This window comes from Mesorhizobium sp. WSM3224 (assembly GCF_000427725.1).
Classification (GTDB): domain Bacteria; phylum Pseudomonadota; class Alphaproteobacteria; order Rhizobiales; family Rhizobiaceae; genus Mesorhizobium.
Window position 1 is genome coordinate 54,747 of sequence record NZ_ATYO01000009.1, and the last position, 20,297, is coordinate 75,043.

A 20,297-nucleotide genomic window follows, 5' to 3' on the forward strand; every position below is an offset into this window, starting at 1 on the left:
TCTCACACCTTCATGTCACGGGTTTCGAGCAGCGCCCGCACCAGCGTGCGCTTGCCGAGCTCAATCTTGAACGCATTGTCCCGGCGCGGTTCGGCATCGGCAAAGGCAGCCTCCGCCGCTGCCTTGGCCGACGCCTCGTCGAGGGCCTTGTCCTGCAAGGCCTGTTCTGCGGTCCGCGCCCGCCACGGCACGGTGGCGACGCCGCCAAGCGCGATCCGTGCCTCGCGGACCTTGTCGCCGTCGAGGTCGAGCGCAACGGCGGCCGAGGCCAGCGCAAAGGCATAGGATTCACGGTCGCGGATCTTCAGGTATAGCGAACGCCTAGCCCATGGGATGGCGGGCACTTCGATGGCGGTGATGATTTCGTCGGCGGCCAGATCGGTCTCGATATGCGGCGTATCGCCGGGCCGCCGATGCAGCTTGGCGAACGGGATCTTGCGCGCGCCGCGCGAGCCCTCGGCGTGAACCACGGCGTCGAGGGCGATCAGCGCCTGGGCGAAGTCGCCGTGGTAGGTGGCGATACACGCGTCACTGGCCCCCAGAACCGCATGCTGCCGGTTGAAACCTTCCATGGCGGCGCAGCCCGACCCCGGCACGCGCTTGTTGCAGGGCCAGGACGTCTCGCGGAAATATTCGCAGCGCGTGCGTTGCAGGACATTGCCGGCAAGGCTCGCCATGTTGCGGATCTGGCCGCTTGCCGCCAGCTTAAGACTGCCGGCGACGACCGGATAGCGCCGCTTGACTTCGCTGTTGTCGGCGGCCTCGCCCATCCGCACGAGAGCGCCGAAGCGAATACCATCGTCGGTGATCCTGATTTGCCTGAGCGCCGGCTCGGCGAGACGGTTGAGATCCACCAACCGGTCAGGCTGCGCCACACCGAGTTTCATATAGTCGGCCAGATTGGTGGCGCCGGCGATGAACTGTGCATTCGCCCGCGTTGGGGCGTCGTCCGAATTGGTAAATCGGGAAGCAAGCGCGACGGCGGCGGATATGTTTGTAGGCTGCTCGTAGACGAAGGGACGCATGTCAGGCCCCCTTGGTTTCGTCACGCGCCTGGATGATGGCGGCGACAATATTGGGATAGGCGGCGCAGCGGCAGATGTTGCCGCTCATAAACTCGCGGATATCGTCCTCGGAACCGGCATGACCTTCATTGACGCAGCCGATCGCCGACATGATCTGGCCCGGCGTGCAGTAGCCGCACTGGAAGGCATCGTGATCGACGAAGGCCTGCTGCATCGGATGCAGGACACCATCCGTCGATGACAGCCCTTCGATGGTCGTCACCTCCTTGCCGCCGTTCATCACCGCGAAGCTCAAGCAGGACAGAACACGTTTGCCGTCGACCAGCACCGTGCAGGCCCCGCACTGGCCGTGGTCACAGCCTTTTTTGGTGCCGGTCAGTCCAGCGTGATCGCGAAGGGCGTCGAGCAGACTCGTCCGCGGGTCAAGCGAAAGCTCGTATGGTTGCTTGTTGATCCGCAGCGACGTGACGGCCGGCTCCCTTGGTCCTGTGTCGGATCGGCCCGCTGTTTCGGCTTTCGCTGGTGAGCCCAGCAAAGGGACAGCCGCAACGGCCGAGACAGTACCTGTCATAAAGCTTCGCCGGTTGAGATCGGTTGCGGGTAAGGCCGAAGGCTGGGACATGGCTCGCTCCGTCGCTGGCTGGGTCATTGGCGCTAACCATCGAGCCGAAGCATTGTTCCGAATTGCCGATCAAACAACGACGCCTCACAAAAACGTGCTCCGAGCGGCTCGGTTTCAACCGGGGAACATGCACGCCGATTTCGAGTTCTGCATCCGAGAACCAACGGGCATCGAAGCAGGCTGATCATGAAATCGAAGCTGGTGGCAAAAACGTCGGGACAAAGGACCTTTGTGGTCGTGCTGGATCCAAACGAAGAAGCAGTCGAAGCATTGACGATTTTTGCCGGTCGTAACGGAATTGCCGGCGCTTCATTGGCGGCGATCGGCGCGTTCGAAAAAGCAACGGTCGGCTGGTTCGACTTTCAGTCGAAATCCTACCGCAAGATTCCTGTCCTGGAGCAGTGCGAAGTTGTGAGCGCGATTGGGGACATTGCCATCGACGAGGAGGACAAGCCGAGCCTTCACATTCACGCAGTGCTTGGTCTCAGTGACGGATCGACGCGAGGCGGTCATTTGTTGCAAGGTTTTGTGCGGCCGACGCTGGAAGTTACCGTACTGGAATCGCCCGGCCACTTGCGTCGCAGGAAGCGTTCCGAGCTCGGCATTGCACTGATCGACCTAGAGGCCTCATAACAGCCTTCGTCAGGCCCAAGCCGAGAGCACGACCTCCATTTCGACCGTCTCGACCTGCTGGGCAAAGCGCTGATGGTATACGGTCATCAACGCGTCATGGGTGGCGTCAGAAGAACTGCAAAGCGCATCCGTAACCAAGATGACTCGGTAGCCGATCTCGATCGCCACTCTCGGAAGCACCCTGGTGATCCAGGGCGTCGCCCATTCAGAGAGCTCGGCGAATAGTTCTTGCATGTCTACGCAAAGATGCGCGCAATGCTTGCCAAAGCGACCCGTAGTTCAAGCCTTGAGCCGCCATCACACTGCCCGGCAGAATCGATCCGGCCGCGTCGAGGCCAAGTGGGGAAGCGCGTATTTCGACGAGCCCGAGCGACGCTTGAGATTCAAGATTTGATCCTCTAAACGTTTGGACAAACGCATTGCCAAGACACGCAGGCCACCCCTACGAAGGTTAGTGGTAGTAGATGCCGCCGTCGACGTTGAGCGACTGGCCGGTGACGAAGGCCGACAGGTCGGACGCGAAGAACAGCACCGGCCCGACGACATCTTCCGGCGCGCCGAGGCGCTTCAGCGCGGCGACCTCCTCCCAATGGCGGATCGCGGCTTCGCTGCCCAGATTATTCTTGCCCATCTCGGTCAGGATGATGCCGGGACAGATCGCATTGACGGTGACGCCGTCCATGCCGACTTCTTGCGCCAGCACGCGGGTCAGCGTGATCACCACCGCCTTGGTCGCCGCGTAATGGCCCTGAGTCGGCACGCCCTGGCGGCCGGCGATCGAAGCGATGTTGATCACCCGGCCCGATTTCCTGGCGCGCATATGCGGCAGCACCGCCTGGCACATCATCAGCACGCCCTTGGCGTTGACGTCGAAATGCGCGTCCCAGTTGGCCTCGTCGAGGTCCTGGAGCAGGCTGGGCTTCAGGATGCCGGCATTGTTGACCAGCACATCGATGCTGCCAGCGGCCTCGAGCAGAGCCTGCGCGGTCGCCTCGATGTCCTTTTTCCTGCTGACATCCATCGTGTAGACATAGGCCCTGCGGCCGGCCGCCTCGATCTCGCCCCTGGTCACGTCGAGTTCCGCCGCCTGCGACGGCAAATCGGTGATGGCGACATCGAAGCCAGCTTCGGCGAGCCCTTTCGCAAGAGCCCTGCCGATACCGCGACTGGCGCCAGTGACGAGGGCCGTCTTGCCCTTGGCTTCAGGAAGGATGGTCATGCTGCTTGAACCTTTGATGTCTTGACCGGGAGCGAGTTCATCGCAGCGATCGTGTCGTCGAATGAAACGAGCTTGCCGTCGGAACCGAGTCCCATCGCCACCTTGGCGGCGACGGCGCTGGCAAAGCGCGCGGACTGCGTGAGGTCCCAGCCTTTGACGATGCCGACGATGATACCGGCGGTGAAGGAGTCGCCGCAGCCCGTGGTGTCGAAGACCTCGACCTCGAAGGCCGGCAGATGAAAATCCTCGCCATGCTCGGGCGAGACGTGAACGCCGTCGGCGCCGAGCGTCAGGATGCAGTTCTTCACGCCCCTGGCCTTGAAGAAGGCGGCGACGCGGGCCGGATCGCGGTCATGCGCCATCTCGCCGGCCTCGTCGATGCTCGGCACGAAATAGTCGATGTAAGGCAGGCACGGTTCGACCAGCTTCCACGTTTCGGGCGTCGCCTGGATGAGATCGAAGGTGGTGACGCGGCCAAGCTCCTTGGCGCGCTTCAGCAGCCTGACGGTCGGCTCGCCGTCGAAGCGCTTCAGCAGGCCGGTGCCGCCGACATGGACGACGGTTGCATCCAAGGCAGCGTCGAGATCGGCGTCCGCGACTTCGAACAAAGTGGCAGTCCCCGGCACATGCAATGCCGGACGCTCGCCGTTCGGCCGCACCGGCAGGATGGTGGAGGACGTCTGCACGCTGCCGTCACGGCACACGAGGCCGCACTCCAGGCCATATTTCCCAAGCTTGGCGAGGAACCAGTCGCCCATGTCGTCGGTGCCGAGCGTGGTCACGGCCCGGGTCTTCAGCCCGAGAATGGCGCAGTCCATTCCGGTCGCGCCGGCCGTGCCGGCGACGGTCATGCGGATCTCCTCGATAAAGTCGGCGCGGCCGCCTTCGGGGATGCGCGACACCGGCCGTCCGAGGATATCGAGGACGTAGAAGCCGATCGAGCTGACGTCGAATTGTGGCATGATGGACTGACCTTTCGAACTCAATGGGCGGCGCGGCGCAGGCCGAAGCTCGCGGCCAGCACGAGGAAGACCAGCACGCCGATGCCGACCTGCTGCCAGTAGAAATTCCAGCCGACGAGCAGCAGCCCGTTCTTGACGATGGCGAGCAGCAATACGCCGAGCAGCGTGCCGACCACCGAAGGCTTGCGTTCGCGGCTGAGCGTCGTGCCGATGAAGGTGGCGCCGATCGCATCGAGCAGGAAGGCATTGCCGGAGAGCGGCACGTAGGACTTCACCGTCGCCGACAGCAGGATGCCGGTGACGCCGGCCAGCAGCGCGCAAAGCACATGCACCATCGACAATTCGCGCGGCACGCGGATGCCCGAATACCAGGCGACGCCGGGCTGCGCTCCCATTGCCTGGACGTAACGGCCGAAGACCGAGCGATGCAGCAGGACATGGACCGCGATGGCCAAGACGATCAGCACGATCACCGGTGTCGGCACACCGAACAAAGCTGTGCGGGCAATGGCGTTGAACTGGTCGCTGGCATAGCCGCTGGTGAGGTAGATCGGCTGGCCGCCGCTGGTGGCAAGCTGCTGTGTGCTCTGGCCGATGAACAGCACGCCAAGCGTCGCCAGGAACGGGCTGATGTTCAGCCTGGTGATGAGGATGGCGTTGAGGATACCGACAATGAGGGCGGCACCCAGCCCGCCGGCGACACCGGCCACGCCGCTGTAGCCGCCGGCGAGAAGCATGACGAAAACCATGCTTGCCACGTCGACGGAGACACCGACCGAGAGATCGATGCCGCCCGACGAGATGACGATGGTCAGGCCAAGCGCCACGATCGCCAGCATGACGACATTGTTGACCAGCACGTTGAACAGGTTTGCCGGCGTCAGGAAGGTCGGGCTCGCGACGGCGAAGAAGACAACGATGGCGGCGAAGGCGATCAGCACGCTGTATTTGGCGAGGAAACCGCGCACACTCACCTTGGTTGAGTTGTCGTTGGCCGAGACGCTCATCGAGAACCCTCCGAACCGCGGGCAAAGGATGTGATGGCTACCACCAGCAGGATCAGCGCGCCCTGCACGCCGTTGACCCAGTAGCTGGAGACGTTGAGCAACTGGAAGCCGTTGGCTAAAAGACCGATGAACAGCACGCTGAGCAGCGTTCCGCCCATGGTCGGCACGAAGCGGCGGGAAAAGACGGTGCCGAGCAGCGCCGCCGCCAGCACCGACAGAAGCAACTCGCCGGAACCGGGCGTGCTGGCCGACAGGCGCGAGACGGTGAGGATGCTGGCCACCGCCGCGCAGAAGCCGCTCAGCACATAGGTGAACGACACATAGAAGGGCACGCTGAGGCCAGCCGCGCGCGCCGCCTCCGGGTGGCCGCCGACCGCGTAGAGCCGCAGCCCGAACGCGGTGCCGTGGATGACAGCGATCACGATCGCGGAGAAGACGATCAGCGCCCAGGCAAGCGCGGAGATGCCGAGGAAGCTGCCTGAGACCAGCAGGCCGAGCAGCGGGGAGGATGCGCCGACGACCGTGTTCTGGGTGAGCGTGAGTTCCATGCCGGCCGCGACATTGAGCACGGCAAGCGTGGCGAGCAGCGGCAGGATGCCGAGTCCGACCACGGCAAGGGCGTTCAGCGCGCCGACCGCCATGCCAACGGCGATGGCTGCGAGCACCGAGAGGAGGTCGCCATAGCCCATCGACAGCAGCGTGGCGTAGACGGCGGCGCAGAGCCCCATATTGGCGGCGATCGAAAGGTCGATGCCGCCTTCGGTGACATCGGAGCCGCCGCCAATGATGACAGCCGTCATGCCATAGGCGAGCACGCCCAGGATCGCCGACTGCTCGACGACGTTGATCAGGTTGAAGGTCGAGGTGAAGCCCGGCGCGAAGATGACGAAATAGGCCATGATCGCGGCGAAGGCGGCGATCGCGCCGAGCCGCACGACCAGGGCGCCAAAGCGCCGGCCGGCACTCTTTGCGGCAGCCTGTTTTTCGTCGGAAACGCCGACTTCGGGGTGGAGAGCAGTCGCGCTCATGCGGCTACTCCATCGGTGTTCGAACGTGCACCGGACGAAGCCGCCAGCAGCGCGTCGCTGTTCATCGAAGGACCGGAGAAGCTGCCGGCAAGCCTGCCGCGATAGACGACCAGCACCCGGTCGCAGACGCCGACCAGTTCGAGCAGGTCGGACGACAGAAGCAGGATCGCCGCGCCCTCGCCCGCCAGCCGGTTCAACAGATTGTAGATCTCGACCTTGGCGCCGACATCGACGGCAACCGTCGGCTCGTCGAGCACATAGACGCGCGACTGACAGCTCAGCCATTTGGCTAAAGCCACCTTTTGCTGGTTGCCGCCGGACAGTTCGCGCACCAGTGCGTCGCGATGCGGCGTCTTGATCGACAATTCCTTGATCAGGCCGTCGACGGCCTGGTTCTCCAAGCCACGGCTGACCATGCCGCTCCGCGAATAGCGGCGCAGGCTGGCTAAGGAGATGTTCTCGCGCACCGAAAGGCCAAGCGCCACGCCATGCGCGCGGCGATCCTCCGGCAGCATGGCGATGCCGTCGCGCACGGCCTTGACCGGCGTCGACAGCGACAGCTCCCTGCCCTCGACCTTGATCGAGCCGCCATCAGCGGTCTTGAGGCCGAACAGGCACTGGACGATTTCCTTGGCACCCGACCCGAGCAGGCCGGTGAGGCCGACGATCTCGCCGGCGCGCACGTTGAAGCCGACGTTCTCGAAACTGCCGCCGAGGCGAAGATTGGCGACTTCCAGCACCGGAGCGCCTAAAGTGACTGAACGCTTGGGAAACATCTCGCCGACATCGCGGGCGATCATCATCGAGATGATCTCGTCGATCGGCGTCTGGCGCGGATCGACGGTGCCGACATCGGTGCCGTTGCGCATCACGGTGACGCGGTCGCAAAGCTTCTCGATCTCCTGCATGTAATGGGAGATGAAGACGACGGCGATGCCGTCGTCACGCAGACGGCGCAGTACGTCGAAAAGGCTGTCCACCTCGCGCTTGACCAGCGCCGCCGTCGGCTCGTCGAGCACCAGCACCGATGCCTTCTGCGCCAGCGCGCGGGTGATCTGGACGACCTTCTGCTGCGCGGTGGTCAGGTCCTTCACAAGAGTTCCCGCCGGCAGCTCCATGCCGAAGAACCGCTTCAAAAGGTCGGCTGCCTTGCGCTCCATGCCGCGGCGGCTGACGAACGGGCCAAGGCCGATTTCGTGGCCGAGGAAGACGGCTTCGCCGACGGTCGCGGTCGGCACCAGGAGCCTGTCCTGGTGGATGAAGTGCACGCCGAGCTTCTCGACCGACGCCGGGGTCAAAGAGGTGACGGTCTCGCCATTGATGACGATAGTGCCGCTGTCCGGTTTGACGATGCCGGCCAGCACCTTGATGATGGTCGACTTGCCGGCGCCGTTCTGGCCGACAAGGCCGAGGATCGAGCCGCGCGCGATCTCGAGGTTCGCGTTTTCCAATGCGCGCACCGGGCCGAACCGCTTCGACATGCCCGTCATCGATACAGCAATTTCACGCTTTGCTGTTTGCATGGCCGTCAATCCTGGTTGGATGTGACGGGCAGCCACATGGGCATGGCCGCCCGTCGTTTCGTTCAGCCTTATTTAACGCCAGCCTTCTCGGCGGCGTCGAGGAAAGGTTTACCCTTTTCGGCGGCGTTTTCCTTGTTGATCAGCACCGCCGGAACGAAGGTGAAAGGCGCCACCTTCTGGCCGGCAAGGTACTTGGCGGCATTGTCGACCGAGGTCTTGCCAATCTCATAGGGCTGCTGGGCGGCGACCGCGCCGGCCGACGATTTCGGGTCCATCACCATCTTGACGACTTCTGGGCTGCCGTCGATGCCGTAGGTCTTGACCTCGTTGCGGCCGGCGGCTTCGACCGCCTGCGTGGCGCCGATCTGCGGCACGTCCCAGCAGGCCCAGACCGCGCCGATCGAACCCTTCTCGGGCGACTTGGTCAGCATGTCGGTGACGTTGGAATAGGCGCTCTGCACCGTGTTCGGGATGACGTCGCGCAGCTCCGGCTCGACGATCTTCACATCCGGGAACGAGGTCAGCACATATTTCAGCTGGTCGTAGCGGATCTTGCAGACCGGCACGCTGTAGAAGCCGTTGAACACCAGCACATTGCCCTTGCCGCCCATGTCGGCGACCATCTGCAGCGCGATCTCGGCGCCGATATTGTAGTTGTTCGACGTGGTGTTGTTGATGGCGTGTGGGGTGGCGGTGTCGACCGTGAACAGCGGGATGCCGGCGTCGCGGATCTTCTGCAGCCACGGGTTCAGCACTTCGAGGTTGCCGAGCTGCTCGATGATGGCGTCCGGCTTCTGCGCGATCAGCGTCTGCAGCTGCGCGATCTGCTGCTGGTCCTTGCGGCCGGCGTCGAGCGCGATGACCTCGCCGCCGAGTTCCTTCACACGATCCTGGATGCCGCGAAACGCCATCAGGTCCCAATAGTGGTCGGTACCGATGGCGGACACGCCGATGCGCTTGCCCTTGAGCGACAGCTCCTCGGCGGTCGCGCCAGAGATGGCTGCAAGGCTGCAAGCCGCCGCCAAGCCCAAAGCGAGCGCCTTGACAAGGCCTTTCATTGATCTGGTCATTTTTCATTTCCTCCCTTGTTGATCGCTCCGGGCCTTCCCGGAGGATATGCGAAACTGTGGATTGCTGCTCCTCAGGCAGCGGCGTCATTGTCGCGCAGGCCGTAGCTCGCCATGCGCTTGATGACGTTTTCGATCTCCTCGTCGGACAGGACCGGCGGCTCGCCGATCTGCAGGGAGCCATGATATTGGCGCGCCAGCGTCTCGACCTCGACGGCAAGCCACATCGCCTGGGCGAGGCTCGATCCGACGGCGATCATGCCATGTTGGGCGAGCAGGCAGGCCTTGCGATCGCGCAGCGCCTCCACGGCATGCGCCGAAAGCTCCGCCGTGCCGAAGGTGGCGTATGGCGCGCAACGTATGTCACTGCCGCCGGCGACCGCGACCATGTAGTGGATCGCCGGTATTTTCCTGCCCATGATGGCGATCGTCGTGCAGTAGATCGGATGCGCGTGGACGACGGCGTTGACCTCGGGCCGCGCCTTCATGATGTCGAGATGGAAGCGCCATTCGCTGGATGGCGGCAGGCGCCCGTCGACCTCGCCACCCCAGCCCATGAAGACGATGTCCTGCGGCTCCAGCGTCTCGTAGGGCGTGCTGGTCGGCGAGATCAGCATGCCGTCGCCATGGCGCAGGCTGACGTTGCCGGACGTGCCCTGGTTGATGCCCAGCGCGTTCATCTCGATGCAGGCGTCGATGATTGCCTGGCGCGCCTCCAGGTCCGAAAGGGTCATGCGATATTCCAATCCTTGTCCGGCCCGTTTCCTGGCCAAAATCGTTACCAGGCCGTATAGCCGCCATCGATCGACAGGATCGCGCCGGTGACGTAGCTCGACGCCGGCGACGCAAGGAACAGAATCGCCGAGGCGATCTCCTGCGGCTCGCCCAGCCGGCCCATCGGCGTCATGTCGATCCAGGTGTTGAAGAGTTCGGGCCGCTCACGCATCTTCAGCGTCATCTCGGTGCCGACATAACCCGGCGCCAGCGCGTTGACGCGAACGCCGGATTTCGCCCATTCGACCGCAAGCGCCTTGGTCATCATGTGCACGGCGCCCTTGCTCACCATGTAGGACGGCGCCGTCTGCGGACGGTTGACGATCAGCCCCGACATCGAGCCGAGATTGACGATGGAACCCTTCTTGCGGGCGACCATTGCGCGGCCGAAGGCGCGCGAGGCCCAGTAGACGCCGTTGACGTTGACATCCATCACCAGGCGCCATTCCTCGTCCGGCGTGTCGAGCGCGGTGTTGAGGCGCGCGATGCCGGCGCTGTTGACCAGAATATCGACCTTGCCGAAATCGTCGGCGATCCGGGCGGCCATCGCCTCGACGGCTTGCGGATCCGTGACGTCGAGCACGCGGCCATCGACGCTTGCGACACCAGCGGCCTTGAGCGCCCCGGCAGCGGCTTTCAGCCCATCCGTATTCATGTCGAGCAGGACGATGCGCGCGCCGCACGTGCCGAGCGCCTTGGCGGCCTCGAGACCGATCCCGCTGGCGCCGCCGGTGACGACGGCAACCTCGCCCGTCAGGTCGAATTGCGACCGGTAATCCATGCACGTTCTCCATCAGGACGGACTTGAGCGCGGGCAAAACTCCGCCCTCGCCGCCGAAGCAGCGCCGCAAGCCGACCGGTCCTGATAATGCCTCCGGGGTCAGGCTCCTCCCGACCCCATGACGAGGACGTTACAGAAGCTTCCGGGGTCCGTCAATCTGGTTATAACCAGAAAACAGAATCTTTTTCGATGAGCACCGCTCAGGTGCGATCGACGCCGTTCACGGTCGCCGACGGCTGTTCGACCGCCATGTGGATGCGGGCGACGGAGGAGTTGTAGAAAGCCTCGTAATATTCGAGCGCGGCGCCGTCAGCGTCGTAGGCGATCGACTCGATCTCGATCAGCGGGGTGTTGGCGGCGACGCCCATCACATCGGCCTCTTCCTTGGTCGGAAGCGCAGCGCGCAGCCAGCGGTCGGCGCGCTTGACCGTCAGGCCGAAGACGGCGCGGATGGTGCCGAAGATGGACTGGTTTTCCGACAGGATGTTCTCAAGCCCCGGCACCCGGTGCCCAGGCAGGCTGATGCGCGTCATGGTGATCGGCGCGCCGTCGGTCATGTAGACGCGGCTGATCCGGACCACGCTGCCATTGGCGGGAATGCCGAAGACCTTGGACTCCTTGTCGCTCGGCGGACAGCGATAGATCTCCAGCGTGCGCGTCGAGACCTTGTGGCCCTTGGCGGTCAGGTCGTCGAACACGCCGAGATTGGCGGTCATGAAGTCGACATGCTCGCGCGGTGCCGCGACGAACATGCCTTTGCGCGGCATCTTGATGATGCGGCCCTCGTTGGAGAGCGAGCCGATCGCCGCGCGCACGACGGGGCGCGAGACGCCGAAGAAATCGCAAAGCGCCTGCTCCGAGGGGATGCGCGAATTGGCAGCCAGCAGGCCGGTGTTGATCGCTTCCTCGACCTGGTTGCGCAACTGGACCCAGAGCGGCGCCGCCTCGTCGCGGTTGAGCTGGACCTTTGAGCCGATCGAGCGGAAAGCCTCCGCCGCCCCGGCATCTTCCTGGTCGTAACGAGGACGCCCGCGCATTCTGGTTGCTTGTTCCATCATCGGTCCCGCCGCAAAATCATTTGCCGCGACTCAAAAGCGGCAGCGCCTCCCTAGCGGAGGCCGTCCGCCATTTTCACGCTCTCTGGCAAGTTTCGCAACCACAGCATGGCGATGGTCCCAAGAAGCGGCCCCGGAACCAGCAGCAGGAAGGCCCAGCGCCAGCCGCCGATGAAATCGGCGAAGCGCGGCGTCAGCCAGATGGCGAGCACCGTCAGCGCGAATCCGGCGCCGAGCTGCACCGACAGCGCGGTGCCGACGAAGCGGCGGTCGGCAAGCTCGGTGACGGCGGTGGAGAACTGCGCCGAATCGCCGACCACCGAAATGCCCCAGACGATGGCGACGAGCATGAACAGCCAGAGCGGTCCGGAGAAGAGAAAGCCCATCAGCAGCGCGCAGCTTCCCGAGACGATCATCATGCCGGCTGTGGTGGCGGTGCGGCCGACACGGTCCGACAGATAGCCTCCGAGCAGACACCCCAAAATGCCGGACGCGACGACGAAGAAGGTCGAGAGCGAGGCAGCCGCCGCTGTTCCGATCAACTGCGCTTCAAAAGCAGCGCGAGTATACGCAAGCAGCCAGGCCCACATGGCGTAGAGCTCCCACATGTGGCCGAGATAGCCGAGATTGGCGAGCAGCAGCGGACGCTCGCGAAACACCTGGCCGATGCGCGAAGGCTCGAACACCGCCTTGCCGAAGGGATAAGGGCCCTCCTTGGCGAATAGGAGAAAAAACAGCGCGCCGATGGCGGTGGCCACGCTGGCGGCGGCAACCACCGGACGCCAGTCCAGCGCGGTCGAGACGGCCCGGAAGAGATGCGGCAGCGCCGAGCCGATGGTAAGCGCGCCGATGACCGCGCCGAGCGCCAGCCCCCTGTCGCGCGTGAACCAGGTGGCCACCAGCTTCAGTGCCGGCGGATAGACGCCGGCCAGTGCAGCGCCGGTGACGATCCGCGCGGCGATCACGCCGCCCGGCCCAGGATGGAGCAGCAGCGTTGCATTGGCGAGCGCGGCGACAAGTGCCGCGGCCGCCATCAGCCGACTAAGCCGCACCAGATCGGGAAGATTGACCAGACTTGCAGCCAGCGCACCGATGACAAAGCCGACCTGAACGCCATTGGTCAGCCAGGCCTCGGCGCCCGCGCCGAGCGCGAGTTCCTGCTTCAGTTCGGGAAGAATCGCCGTCGCCGAAAACCAGGTGGTCAGCGACAGAACGACCGCCAGGCAAAGCAGCGACAGCACGCGCCAGCGTTCGCTGTCGGCCGCCATGCCAAGCCGGCCGTCATCTATCGTGCTCATGCGCCTTGCAGCGGAACGGTGAACACCGTGGCCGTGCCGGTGAGGCAAAGCTCGCCCTGGCCGTTGCGCACGCTGGTCTCGATCTTGCAGATCGGCTTGTCGGGGCGCACTTCCTTGACCTCCACGCGACCGGTGATTTCCTCATCAACGCCGACGGCCTTGACGAACTTCCAGGCCACTTCGAGGAACACGGTTCCGGGGCCGGGCAGATCTTCCGCGACCAGCGCGTTGAGGATTCCGGACGTGACGCCACCCTGGACGATCAGCTTGCCGAACACCGACTTCTCGGCCAGCGCGCGGTCGTAATGCAGCGGATTGCGATCGCCGGTGATATCGGTGAAGGCCTCGATGTCGCTCATCCTCGTGCGCCGTGTGCGCTCGGCGAAGGCGCCGACCTGCGGACGACCTTTCACCACACCAACCCAACCGTCCTTCGTTCCGGTGCTCATTGCGGCTTCTCCTCTGCTCTGGGTTCGACTGGTTTGAAGGCGGGCAGGACACGGCCGCCGATGGAGGTCGGCGCAAGAAGCAGCATGTCCCCGACCTGTAGCGGCCGTGTGCCGGGCAAGATGAAGCTCAGTATCGTCGGGCCTTCGGCGAGCTCGACCAGGCCGACCACGTAGGGTGCCGCCGGCAGCCAGCCGGGATGACCGGGCTTGTGCACCTCCGAAAAGGATTTGAGCCGCCCCCTGCCCGATGCGTCTTTCCAAACCAGACGCTTGCTCCAGCAGTGCGGGCAGATCGGGCGCGGATAGAAGACGGCCTTGCCGCAATCCTCGCAGTGTTGGATTTTCAGCCGGCCCTCGGCGGCGGCATCCCAGAACGGCTTGGTCAGCGCGGTGATCGTCGGGCCAGGGGTTTTCAGCATGTTGAGATCGACGGACATCAGGCGGCTCCCAGCACGATCGCGGTTGCCTCGCTCATCGTCGCGCCATTGCCGGTGACGAGTGCGAGTTCGGCCTTGCCGATCTGGCGTTCACCAGCCTCGCCGCGCAGCTGGCGCACCGCCTCGACGACATGGGTCATGCCGCCGGCAAGGTCCGGCTGGCCGAAGCCGAGCTGGCCGCCATGCGTGTTGAGCGGCTTGTCGCCCTTGTGCGAAAGATCGTGGTCGCGCAGCCACGCGCCGAACCCGCCCGGCGCGCACAGACCGGCGTCCTCGATCGTCGTCGCGACCATGATCGTGTAGCAATCGTAGAGCGACAGAAGGTCCATCTCGCGGGCTTGCGTGCCGGATTGCGCGAAGGCCCGCGCCATGGCGCTCTTCAACGGACCGGAGGTTAGGCTCGGCGCCTGGCTGACCGCGCGGTGCGTGACCTTCTCGCCGGCGCCGAGCAGGTGCACAGGGCGTTTGGCCATTGAGCGCGCGCGTTCGGCCGAGGTGACGACGACCGCTTCGCCGCCGGCCACCGGCATGACGATTTCGAGAAGATGCAGCGGCGAGGCGATCATCGGTGAGGCCAGCACCGCCTCCACATCGGCCGGCTTGCCGAAGAAGATCGCGTCGGGATTGAGCTGCGCATTGGCGCGCGCCGCGGCGGCGATCATGGCGAAGTCCCGCGCGGTCGAACCGTATTCAGCCATATGCGCCTGCATCAGCAACGCGTAGGAGATGTTGGCACCCGAGGCGCCGAACGGCACGTCGAACTCGCGGATCGGATTGCGGTTGGGCGAGCGCGGTGCAGCCTCCTCGCGGTTGTTGGCAAGCACGCACAAAACCGCCTCGCACATACCGGCCTCGATCGCCGCGGAAGCACGCCAGACCATGCCGGCGCCGGACGCGCCGCCGAGGTCGACGACATTGGCCATTGTCGGCGCCAGGCCGAGATATTCGGCGATGGTCGCCGGGACGTGCTGCGGCGTTTCGCCGACCTGCGGCCCGACCAGCAGTCCGTCGATCGCCGCCGGCTCCAGCCCGGCATCGAGCACGGCCAGACGCGAAACCTCGGCGATCATTTCCAGCGTCGTCACGCCGCTGGTCAGGCGTTGCGGCTTCAGCTCACCGATGCCGACGATTGATCCCCTGGCTCCGCTCATGCCGCCTTGCTCCGATCGAGCACGCGGTATTCTTCCAGGCATGCCGGATTGGCGAGCGAGGCCATGTTCTTGACCGGCTTGCCTTCGAGCGTGGTCCGGGCGGCGCCCTCCACGCGCTTGCCATTCAGCGTATAGGGCACGGCCTGCACCGCGTGGATGCGATGCGGCACGTGGCGTGGCGAGGCGCCCTCGCGGATCGCCCGGCGGATTTGCGCGGCAAGCCCGGGGGTCAGTTCAAAACCATCGTTCAGCTTGACGCAAAGCACGATCTCCTCGTCGCCTTCGACTGGCGCGCCGAAGACCAGGCAGTCCTCGATCTCGGCAAAACCTTCGCAGGCGGCATAAATCTCGGCCGTGCCGATGCGCACGCCGCCGGGTTTCAACGTGGTGTCCGAACGGCCATGGATGACGGCGGAACCATAAGGGGTCATCTCGGCGACATCGCCATGCGTCCAGATCTCGCTGCGCGCCGCGAAATAGGTGGCGTGATAGCGGGCATCGCCGTCCTTGCCCCAGAAAGTCAGCGGCATCGACGGGAATGGCTCGGTGCAGACAAGATCGCCTTGCCGGCCGATGACCGGCGCGTTGCGCTCGTCCATCACTCCCACCGCGAGGCCGAGCCCTTTCACGGTCAGTTCGCCTCGGCGAACGGCGTGGATCGGTGACCCCAGCAGGAAGCAGCCGATGATCTCGGTGCCACCCGAGATCGAGGCGAAGATCATGTCCTTTTTCACATGCTCGTAGACCCAGTCGAACTGGCCGGGAGAAACCGGCGCGCCAGCCGAAAGCAGCGAGCGCAGCGATGACAGGTCGTGCAAGCGGCCTGGCGCGTAGCCTTCGGCGGCAAGCGTCGCCAGATATTTCGGGCTGGTGCCGAAATGCGTGACGCGGGCACGCTCGGCCATTTTCCATAGCGGACTGGGGTCGAGGCCATCAGCCGATTTCAGGATCGGCGCACCGTCATAGAGCACCACCGTCGCGCCACAGGCGAGGCCGGAGATCAGCCAGTGATACATCATCCAGGCGGTGTTGGTGTACCAGCTCATGACGTCGCCCGGACGAACGTCGCCATGCAGCAGGTGCTCCTTCAGTTGCTGGAGCAGCACCCCGCCGGTGCGGTGGACGATCGCCTTCGGCGCGCCTGTCGTGCCGGAGGTGTAGAGCACGTAGCCCGGATGATCGAAGGGCACGCGTTGGAAAGCTAGAGCGCCCTCGCTCCCGAACTCCTCGAAGCGCACCGTCGGCGACGAGAAATCCGATCCGGTGCTTCCGTCACCGGTCAGCACCAGCACGCTGATCGTCGGCATCGCCGCGATGATCTCGGCCAGTCGGTGCGAGATGTCGTGCTCCTTGCCCGCATAGCGGTAGCGCGATGCCGCGAAGAGCACCTTGACATCGATCTGGCCGAGGCGGTCGACGATTGCGGCGGCGCCGAAATCCGGCGAGCAGGACGACCAGACGGCGCCGATCGACAGCGCCGCCAGGAGCGCAACGAGACCTTCGACGCGATTGGGCAGGATGCCGCCGACGCAATCGCCCTTGCCGACACCGGTCGCGCGCAGGCCATGCGCCGTCCGGGCGACGAGCCGGCGCAATTCGCCAAGCGTGATCGAACGGTAATGGCCGCTCTCGTCGGCCTCGATGACCGCGACTTTTGCCTCATCGCCGCCGCGCAGCAGGTTTTCCGCGAGATTGAGCGTTGCTTCTGGCAGGAAGCGGCTCCCGGTCATCGGCGCATTGTCGTCGCGCAGGAAGGAGATCGCGCCGGGTTCGCCGATGACGTCGGCGAAATCCCACACCGCGCGCCAGAACGCGCCGGGATCACCGATGGACCAGCGATGCAGCGTCTCGTAGTCGCGCGGGTCGAAGCCATTGGCTATCGAAAAACGCGCAAGGTTGGACGATTGGAACGCGGCCGGCGCCGGCGTCCAAAGCACGGATGACATGGATTTCCTCCCGCAACGCAGGCCCGGCTCGATGCCGCGACCTTGCCTGCCGATGCGTTTCATGATTATTGGTTATAACCAGAATGTCAAGCAGCGATCGCGTCTAAGCGAGCCGCGGTTCCGAAGGAGCAGACCATGGATGCCGTGCATATCGTTGCCGCCAAGCGGACACCCATCGGCAAGCTGAACGGCGCGTTTTCCGACCTTTCGGCGGCGGAGCTGGGCGGGCAGCTCATAGCGGCGATGCTTGCCGACGCGCAGCTGGCGCCCCATGCCGTCAGCGAGGTGATCATGGGCCAGGTGCTGACCGGCGGCGCCGGGCAGAACCCGGCCAGGCAGGCTGCTCTCAAAGCCGGTCTGCCGGTCAGCGTGCCGGCCATGACCGTGAACAAAGTGTGCGGTGCCGGCCAGAAATCAATTCATCTCGCCGCGCAGGCCATTTGCTGCGGCGATGCCGATTGCGTGATCGCCGGCGGACAGGATTCGATGACCTCGGCGCCGCACTTCATCCACGGTGTCCGCGGCGGCATTCGTATGGGCGACCGTATCGTCGAAGATTCCATGATCACCGACGGGCTGTGGGACGCCTTCCATCAGGTGCATATGGGCGTAACCGCCGAAGCGCTGGCGCAGCGCTACCAGATCACCCGCGAGGAACAGGACCGTTTCGCGCTGCGCTCGCAGGAGAAGGCGGACGCCGCCATCCGGGCCGGAAGGTTCGACGAAGAGATCGTCCCCGTGTCGATCAGGACCAGGCAAGGCGACGTCGTCATCGAGCGTGACCAGCACCCAAACCCCGCGACCAGCCTCGAAGGACTTGCCCGGCTGAAGCCGGTCTTCGATCCGGCGGGAACGATCACGGCCGGCAACTCCTCCGGTCTCAACGACGGCGCGGCGGCCGTACTGGTGATGTCGGAGAGGCGGATGAAGGCATTCGGGCTAAAGCCCCTCGCCCGCATCGCGTCCTATGCTTCGGCGGGTGTCGAGCCGATGGACATGGGACTGGGACCCGTCGCGGCATCACGCCTGGCTCTGGAGAAGGCCGGCTGGCAGGCGTCCGAGCTTGACGTCATGGAGATCAACGAAGCCTTCGCCGCACAGGCCATCGCGGTCAACCGCGAGATGGGCTGGAACGGGGAAATCATCAACATCAGCGGCGGCGCCATCGCGCTCGGTCATCCGCTGGCCGGATCCGGCTGCCGCATCGTGGTGACGCTGCTCCACGAGATGACGAGGCGCAAGGCCCGCAAGGGCCTGGCCTCACTGTGCATCGGCGGCGGCCAGGGCGTGGCGATCTGCCTGGAGCGATGAGGCTGAATCTCAGCGCAGTTTTAGGCTGGGAGAACTGGGCAGCTCTTGGCCACGCCGCCTACTGACGTCATACTCTGACGAGGCGTGTCGATCGGCTTTAGAGCAATTCCAGGAAAAGTGTGAGCGGTTTTCCGTCTGGAATTGCGTCAAAACAAAGAGATAGAGCGGTTCGCCGTTTCCGTGAAACGGTGAACCGCTCTAGCCTGGTGAACTGGCCGCCGAACGTGGCCTCTGGCCTGTTAGCGTCTTACTTCGTTGAGCCTGCCAGAAGCCCCGCAATCAGATACCTATTGAGGAAGACCACCAGGAGGCAAGGCACGACGATGGCGATCGAGCCACCGGCCATTATGAGCCCATAGTCGACGAAGTTCTTGCCGGCGAATTCGGGAATGAGAACGGTCAGCGGCTTTGCATTCTTGGGCGAGAAGACCAGCGGCACGACATATTGCCCCCACGCGCCGAGGAAGGTGAGGATCGCCGCCGCGGTCAGACCGGGCGCGGCGATAGGGGCGATGATCGAGAAGATGATGCGCAGATGGCTCGCGCCATCCATTCGCGCCGCTTCTTCCAGCGAGCGCGGCAGTGTGTCCATCACACCCTTCAGCAGCCACAGGCTAAGCGGCAGGAATGCCGACACATAGATCAGCGTTACGCCGAGATACGCATCGATCTGGCGAAGCGACACCATCAGTCGGAACAGCGGGATGAGCACGGCATAACCCGGCACCGCCATCGTCGCCACGACGGCGAAGAACAACAGGTCGCGGCCGGGGAATTCGAGCCGAGCAAAGGCGTATGCGCCAAGCAGCGACATCAATACGCAGATCACAGTGGCTACGCTGGAGGTCACCACGCTGTTGAACAGGGCAAGGCGGAAATCGCCGGCCACGTCGACGCCGCCAATGCGCTCGTTGACCACGCCGAGAAGGCGGAAATAATGCTCAAGCGTCGGGGCCTGTGGAAACAGGTGGATCGGCCGGGCGTTGAATTCGATAGTTGGTGTCAGGCTTGAGGCAAGTGTCCAGTAGATCGGCAGCAGCGACCACAGAAGCAGCAGCGTGATCCCTACCCAGACCGAGAGGCGGCTATACCAAGGCTCGGTCATCAATCGAGCCTCGTATTGCGGTGGATGCGTAGCACGTAACCCAGCGAGATGGTGAGCGACACGAGAGTGACCATCAGTGACAGCGCCATGCCGTAGGAGAAATTGAACTTCTTGAACGCCTCAAGGTAGATCTGCAGCAGGATCGGCCGCGTCTCGACACTGTTGCGCGCCAGCACGATCGCTTCGTCGAAAAGGTTGAATGCCTGCACGGTGGCGTTGGTCATCGCCACGGCAATTGCGCCACGCGTCAACGGCAAGGTGATTGAACGGAACATGCCGAGACGCGTTGCGCCGTCCATCCGCGCTGCCTCGTACAGTTCCGACGGGATGCTCTGCATCGCGGCCAGCACGATGACGATGGTCAGCGGCATCATGCGCCAGACATGCACGGTCGAGACAGCCAGCATGGCGCTGGTCGCGTCGTTGAACCAAAGGTGACCATCGTAGTCGAAACCCAGCATCACCAGCAGGCCGTTGAGCAGCCCGGGGCCGGGCGAGAATATCCATTGCCAGATGACGCCGCTCACCACGCCGGGCATTGCCCATGGAAGCACAATGGCAGCCAGCACCCAACGGCGACCTCGCTTCAATTGGTTGATCAGCGCGGCTGCCAGAACGCCGAGCACCGTCTCGGCAGCGACTGCGATGCCGACATATTTGAATGTGTTCAGCCAGGACTGCGTAACTTCCCTGTCGCCCAGCATGCGGGTGTAGTTCGAAAGGCCGATGAAGGGCGTTCCCGGCTGCATCGGGTTAACGCGGTGCAGACTGTCCCAACCGGTACTGACGAGAGGATAGAAGACGAGCCCGCCCATCGTCAGCAGAATGGGCAACACCAAGAGGAGGGCGGTCATGACGCCAGTGTTGCGGCCGGCGTCATGACCGTGCCGCGGGAGGATGAGAT

20 protein-coding genes and 1 pseudogene are annotated in these 20,297 nt (G+C 64.3%); 2 read left to right on the plus strand and 19 right to left on the minus strand.

The genetic code is table 11. The features are described 5' to 3' along the window. Nucleotides 1–2: 2 nt before the first annotated feature. Both YU3_RS0117185 and YU3_RS0117190 read right to left on the minus strand, forming a co-directional pair. Nucleotides 3–1,025, minus strand: coding sequence for a xanthine dehydrogenase family protein subunit M (locus YU3_RS0117185; protein WP_027167407.1), 1,023 nt, complete (start codon nt 1,023–1,025; stop codon nt 3–5). A 1-nt stretch (nt 1,026) separates the two neighbouring features. Next, nucleotides 1,027–1,647, minus strand: coding sequence for a (2Fe-2S)-binding protein (locus YU3_RS0117190; RefSeq protein WP_027167408.1), 621 nt, complete (start codon nt 1,645–1,647; stop codon nt 1,027–1,029). Between the two features lie 186 nt (nt 1,648–1,833). On the opposite strand from YU3_RS0117190, the gene YU3_RS0117195 reads away from it, so the two are divergent. Then, a complete protein-coding gene (locus tag YU3_RS0117195; protein WP_027167409.1) occupies nt 1,834–2,280 on the plus strand; it encodes a PPC domain-containing DNA-binding protein in 447 nt (148 codons plus the stop codon). Between the two features lie 9 nt (nt 2,281–2,289). On the opposite strand, the pseudogene YU3_RS0117200 reads toward YU3_RS0117195, so the two are convergent. The 15 genes and pseudogenes from YU3_RS0117200 to YU3_RS0117270 form a co-directional block, all read right to left on the minus strand. Next, nucleotides 2,290–2,578, minus strand: a pseudogene (locus YU3_RS0117200) (hypothetical protein). Between the two features lie 153 nt (nt 2,579–2,731). Further along, nucleotides 2,732–3,499, minus strand: coding sequence for an SDR family NAD(P)-dependent oxidoreductase (locus YU3_RS0117205; RefSeq protein ID WP_027167411.1), 768 nt, complete (start codon nt 3,497–3,499; stop codon nt 2,732–2,734). After that, nucleotides 3,496–4,461 (minus strand): sugar kinase, encoded by a 966-nt coding sequence (locus YU3_RS0117210; protein ID WP_027167412.1) that lies wholly within the window; start codon nt 4,459–4,461, stop codon nt 3,496–3,498. Before YU3_RS0117210 ends, YU3_RS0117205 begins: the two co-directional genes overlap by 4 nt. Nucleotides 4,462–4,481: 20 nt before the next feature. Further along, nucleotides 4,482–5,468 (minus strand): ABC transporter permease, encoded by a 987-nt coding sequence (locus YU3_RS0117215; protein WP_027167413.1) that lies wholly within the window; start codon nt 5,466–5,468, stop codon nt 4,482–4,484. Beyond that, nucleotides 5,465–6,496 (minus strand): ABC transporter permease, encoded by a 1,032-nt coding sequence (locus YU3_RS0117220; protein ID WP_027167414.1) that lies wholly within the window; start codon nt 6,494–6,496, stop codon nt 5,465–5,467. Before YU3_RS0117220 ends, YU3_RS0117215 begins: the two co-directional genes overlap by 4 nt. Then, nucleotides 6,493–8,019 (minus strand): sugar ABC transporter ATP-binding protein, encoded by a 1,527-nt coding sequence (locus tag YU3_RS0117225; RefSeq protein ID WP_245273528.1) that lies wholly within the window; start codon nt 8,017–8,019, stop codon nt 6,493–6,495. The genes YU3_RS0117220 and YU3_RS0117225 overlap by 4 nt, the downstream gene beginning before the upstream one ends. A 68-nt stretch (nt 8,020–8,087) precedes the next feature. Next, the gene (locus YU3_RS0117230) at nt 8,088–9,089 is read right to left on the minus strand and encodes a sugar ABC transporter substrate-binding protein (RefSeq protein ID WP_027167416.1); all 1,002 of its coding nucleotides are present in this window, start codon (nt 9,087–9,089) and stop codon (nt 8,088–8,090) included. A 71-nt stretch (nt 9,090–9,160) separates the two neighbouring features. Beyond that, on the minus strand, nt 9,161–9,820 hold the full coding sequence (locus tag YU3_RS0117235) for an L-fuculose-phosphate aldolase (protein ID WP_027167417.1): 660 nt from the start codon (nt 9,818–9,820) through the stop codon (nt 9,161–9,163). A 44-nt stretch (nt 9,821–9,864) separates the two neighbouring features. Next, the gene (locus tag YU3_RS0117240) at nt 9,865–10,641 is read right to left on the minus strand and encodes an SDR family oxidoreductase (RefSeq protein WP_027167418.1); all 777 of its coding nucleotides are present in this window, start codon (nt 10,639–10,641) and stop codon (nt 9,865–9,867) included. A 200-nt stretch (nt 10,642–10,841) separates the two neighbouring features. After that, nucleotides 10,842–11,678: a GntR family transcriptional regulator gene (locus tag YU3_RS0117245; RefSeq protein WP_027167419.1), complete on the minus strand. Its 837-nt coding sequence runs from the start codon at nt 11,676–11,678 to the stop codon at nt 10,842–10,844. Nucleotides 11,679–11,749: 71 nt separating this feature from the next. Further along, nucleotides 11,750–12,994: an MFS transporter gene (locus YU3_RS0117250; RefSeq protein WP_036258754.1), complete on the minus strand. Its 1,245-nt coding sequence runs from the start codon at nt 12,992–12,994 to the stop codon at nt 11,750–11,752. Then, the gene (locus YU3_RS0117255; RefSeq protein ID WP_027167421.1) at nt 12,991–13,443 is read right to left on the minus strand and encodes a MaoC family dehydratase; all 453 of its coding nucleotides are present in this window, start codon (nt 13,441–13,443) and stop codon (nt 12,991–12,993) included. The genes YU3_RS0117250 and YU3_RS0117255 overlap by 4 nt, the downstream gene beginning before the upstream one ends. Then, on the minus strand, nt 13,440–13,880 hold the full coding sequence (locus YU3_RS0117260) for a zinc ribbon domain-containing protein (protein WP_027167422.1): 441 nt from the start codon (nt 13,878–13,880) through the stop codon (nt 13,440–13,442). The genes YU3_RS0117255 and YU3_RS0117260 overlap by 4 nt, the downstream gene beginning before the upstream one ends. After that, nucleotides 13,880–15,031, minus strand: a complete 1,152-nt coding sequence (locus YU3_RS0117265; protein ID WP_027167423.1) for a thiolase family protein — start codon at nt 15,029–15,031, stop codon at nt 13,880–13,882. Before YU3_RS0117265 ends, YU3_RS0117260 begins: the two co-directional genes overlap by 1 nt. After that, nucleotides 15,028–16,977 (minus strand): acetoacetate--CoA ligase, encoded by a 1,950-nt coding sequence (locus tag YU3_RS0117270; RefSeq protein WP_027167424.1) that lies wholly within the window; start codon nt 16,975–16,977, stop codon nt 15,028–15,030. Before YU3_RS0117270 ends, YU3_RS0117265 begins: the two co-directional genes overlap by 4 nt. A gap of 135 nt (nt 16,978–17,112) precedes the next feature. Between YU3_RS0117270 and YU3_RS0117275 the strand changes: the two genes are divergently transcribed. Then, nucleotides 17,113–18,288, plus strand: a complete 1,176-nt coding sequence (locus YU3_RS0117275; RefSeq protein WP_027167425.1) for an acetyl-CoA C-acetyltransferase — start codon at nt 17,113–17,115, stop codon at nt 18,286–18,288. Nucleotides 18,289–18,535: 247 nt separating this feature from the next. Here the strand turns inward: YU3_RS0117275 and YU3_RS0117280 are convergent, their stop codons facing one another. Together YU3_RS0117280 and YU3_RS0117285 are read right to left on the minus strand one after the other, a co-directional pair. Continuing rightward, nucleotides 18,536–19,393, minus strand: coding sequence for a carbohydrate ABC transporter permease (locus YU3_RS0117280; protein WP_027167426.1), 858 nt, complete (start codon nt 19,391–19,393; stop codon nt 18,536–18,538). Beyond that, entirely contained in the window at nt 19,393–20,247 is an 855-nt protein-coding gene (locus YU3_RS0117285) for a sugar ABC transporter permease (RefSeq protein WP_084508124.1), read from the minus strand. Before YU3_RS0117285 ends, YU3_RS0117280 begins: the two co-directional genes overlap by 1 nt. Between the last annotated feature and the right edge of the window lie 50 nt (nt 20,248–20,297).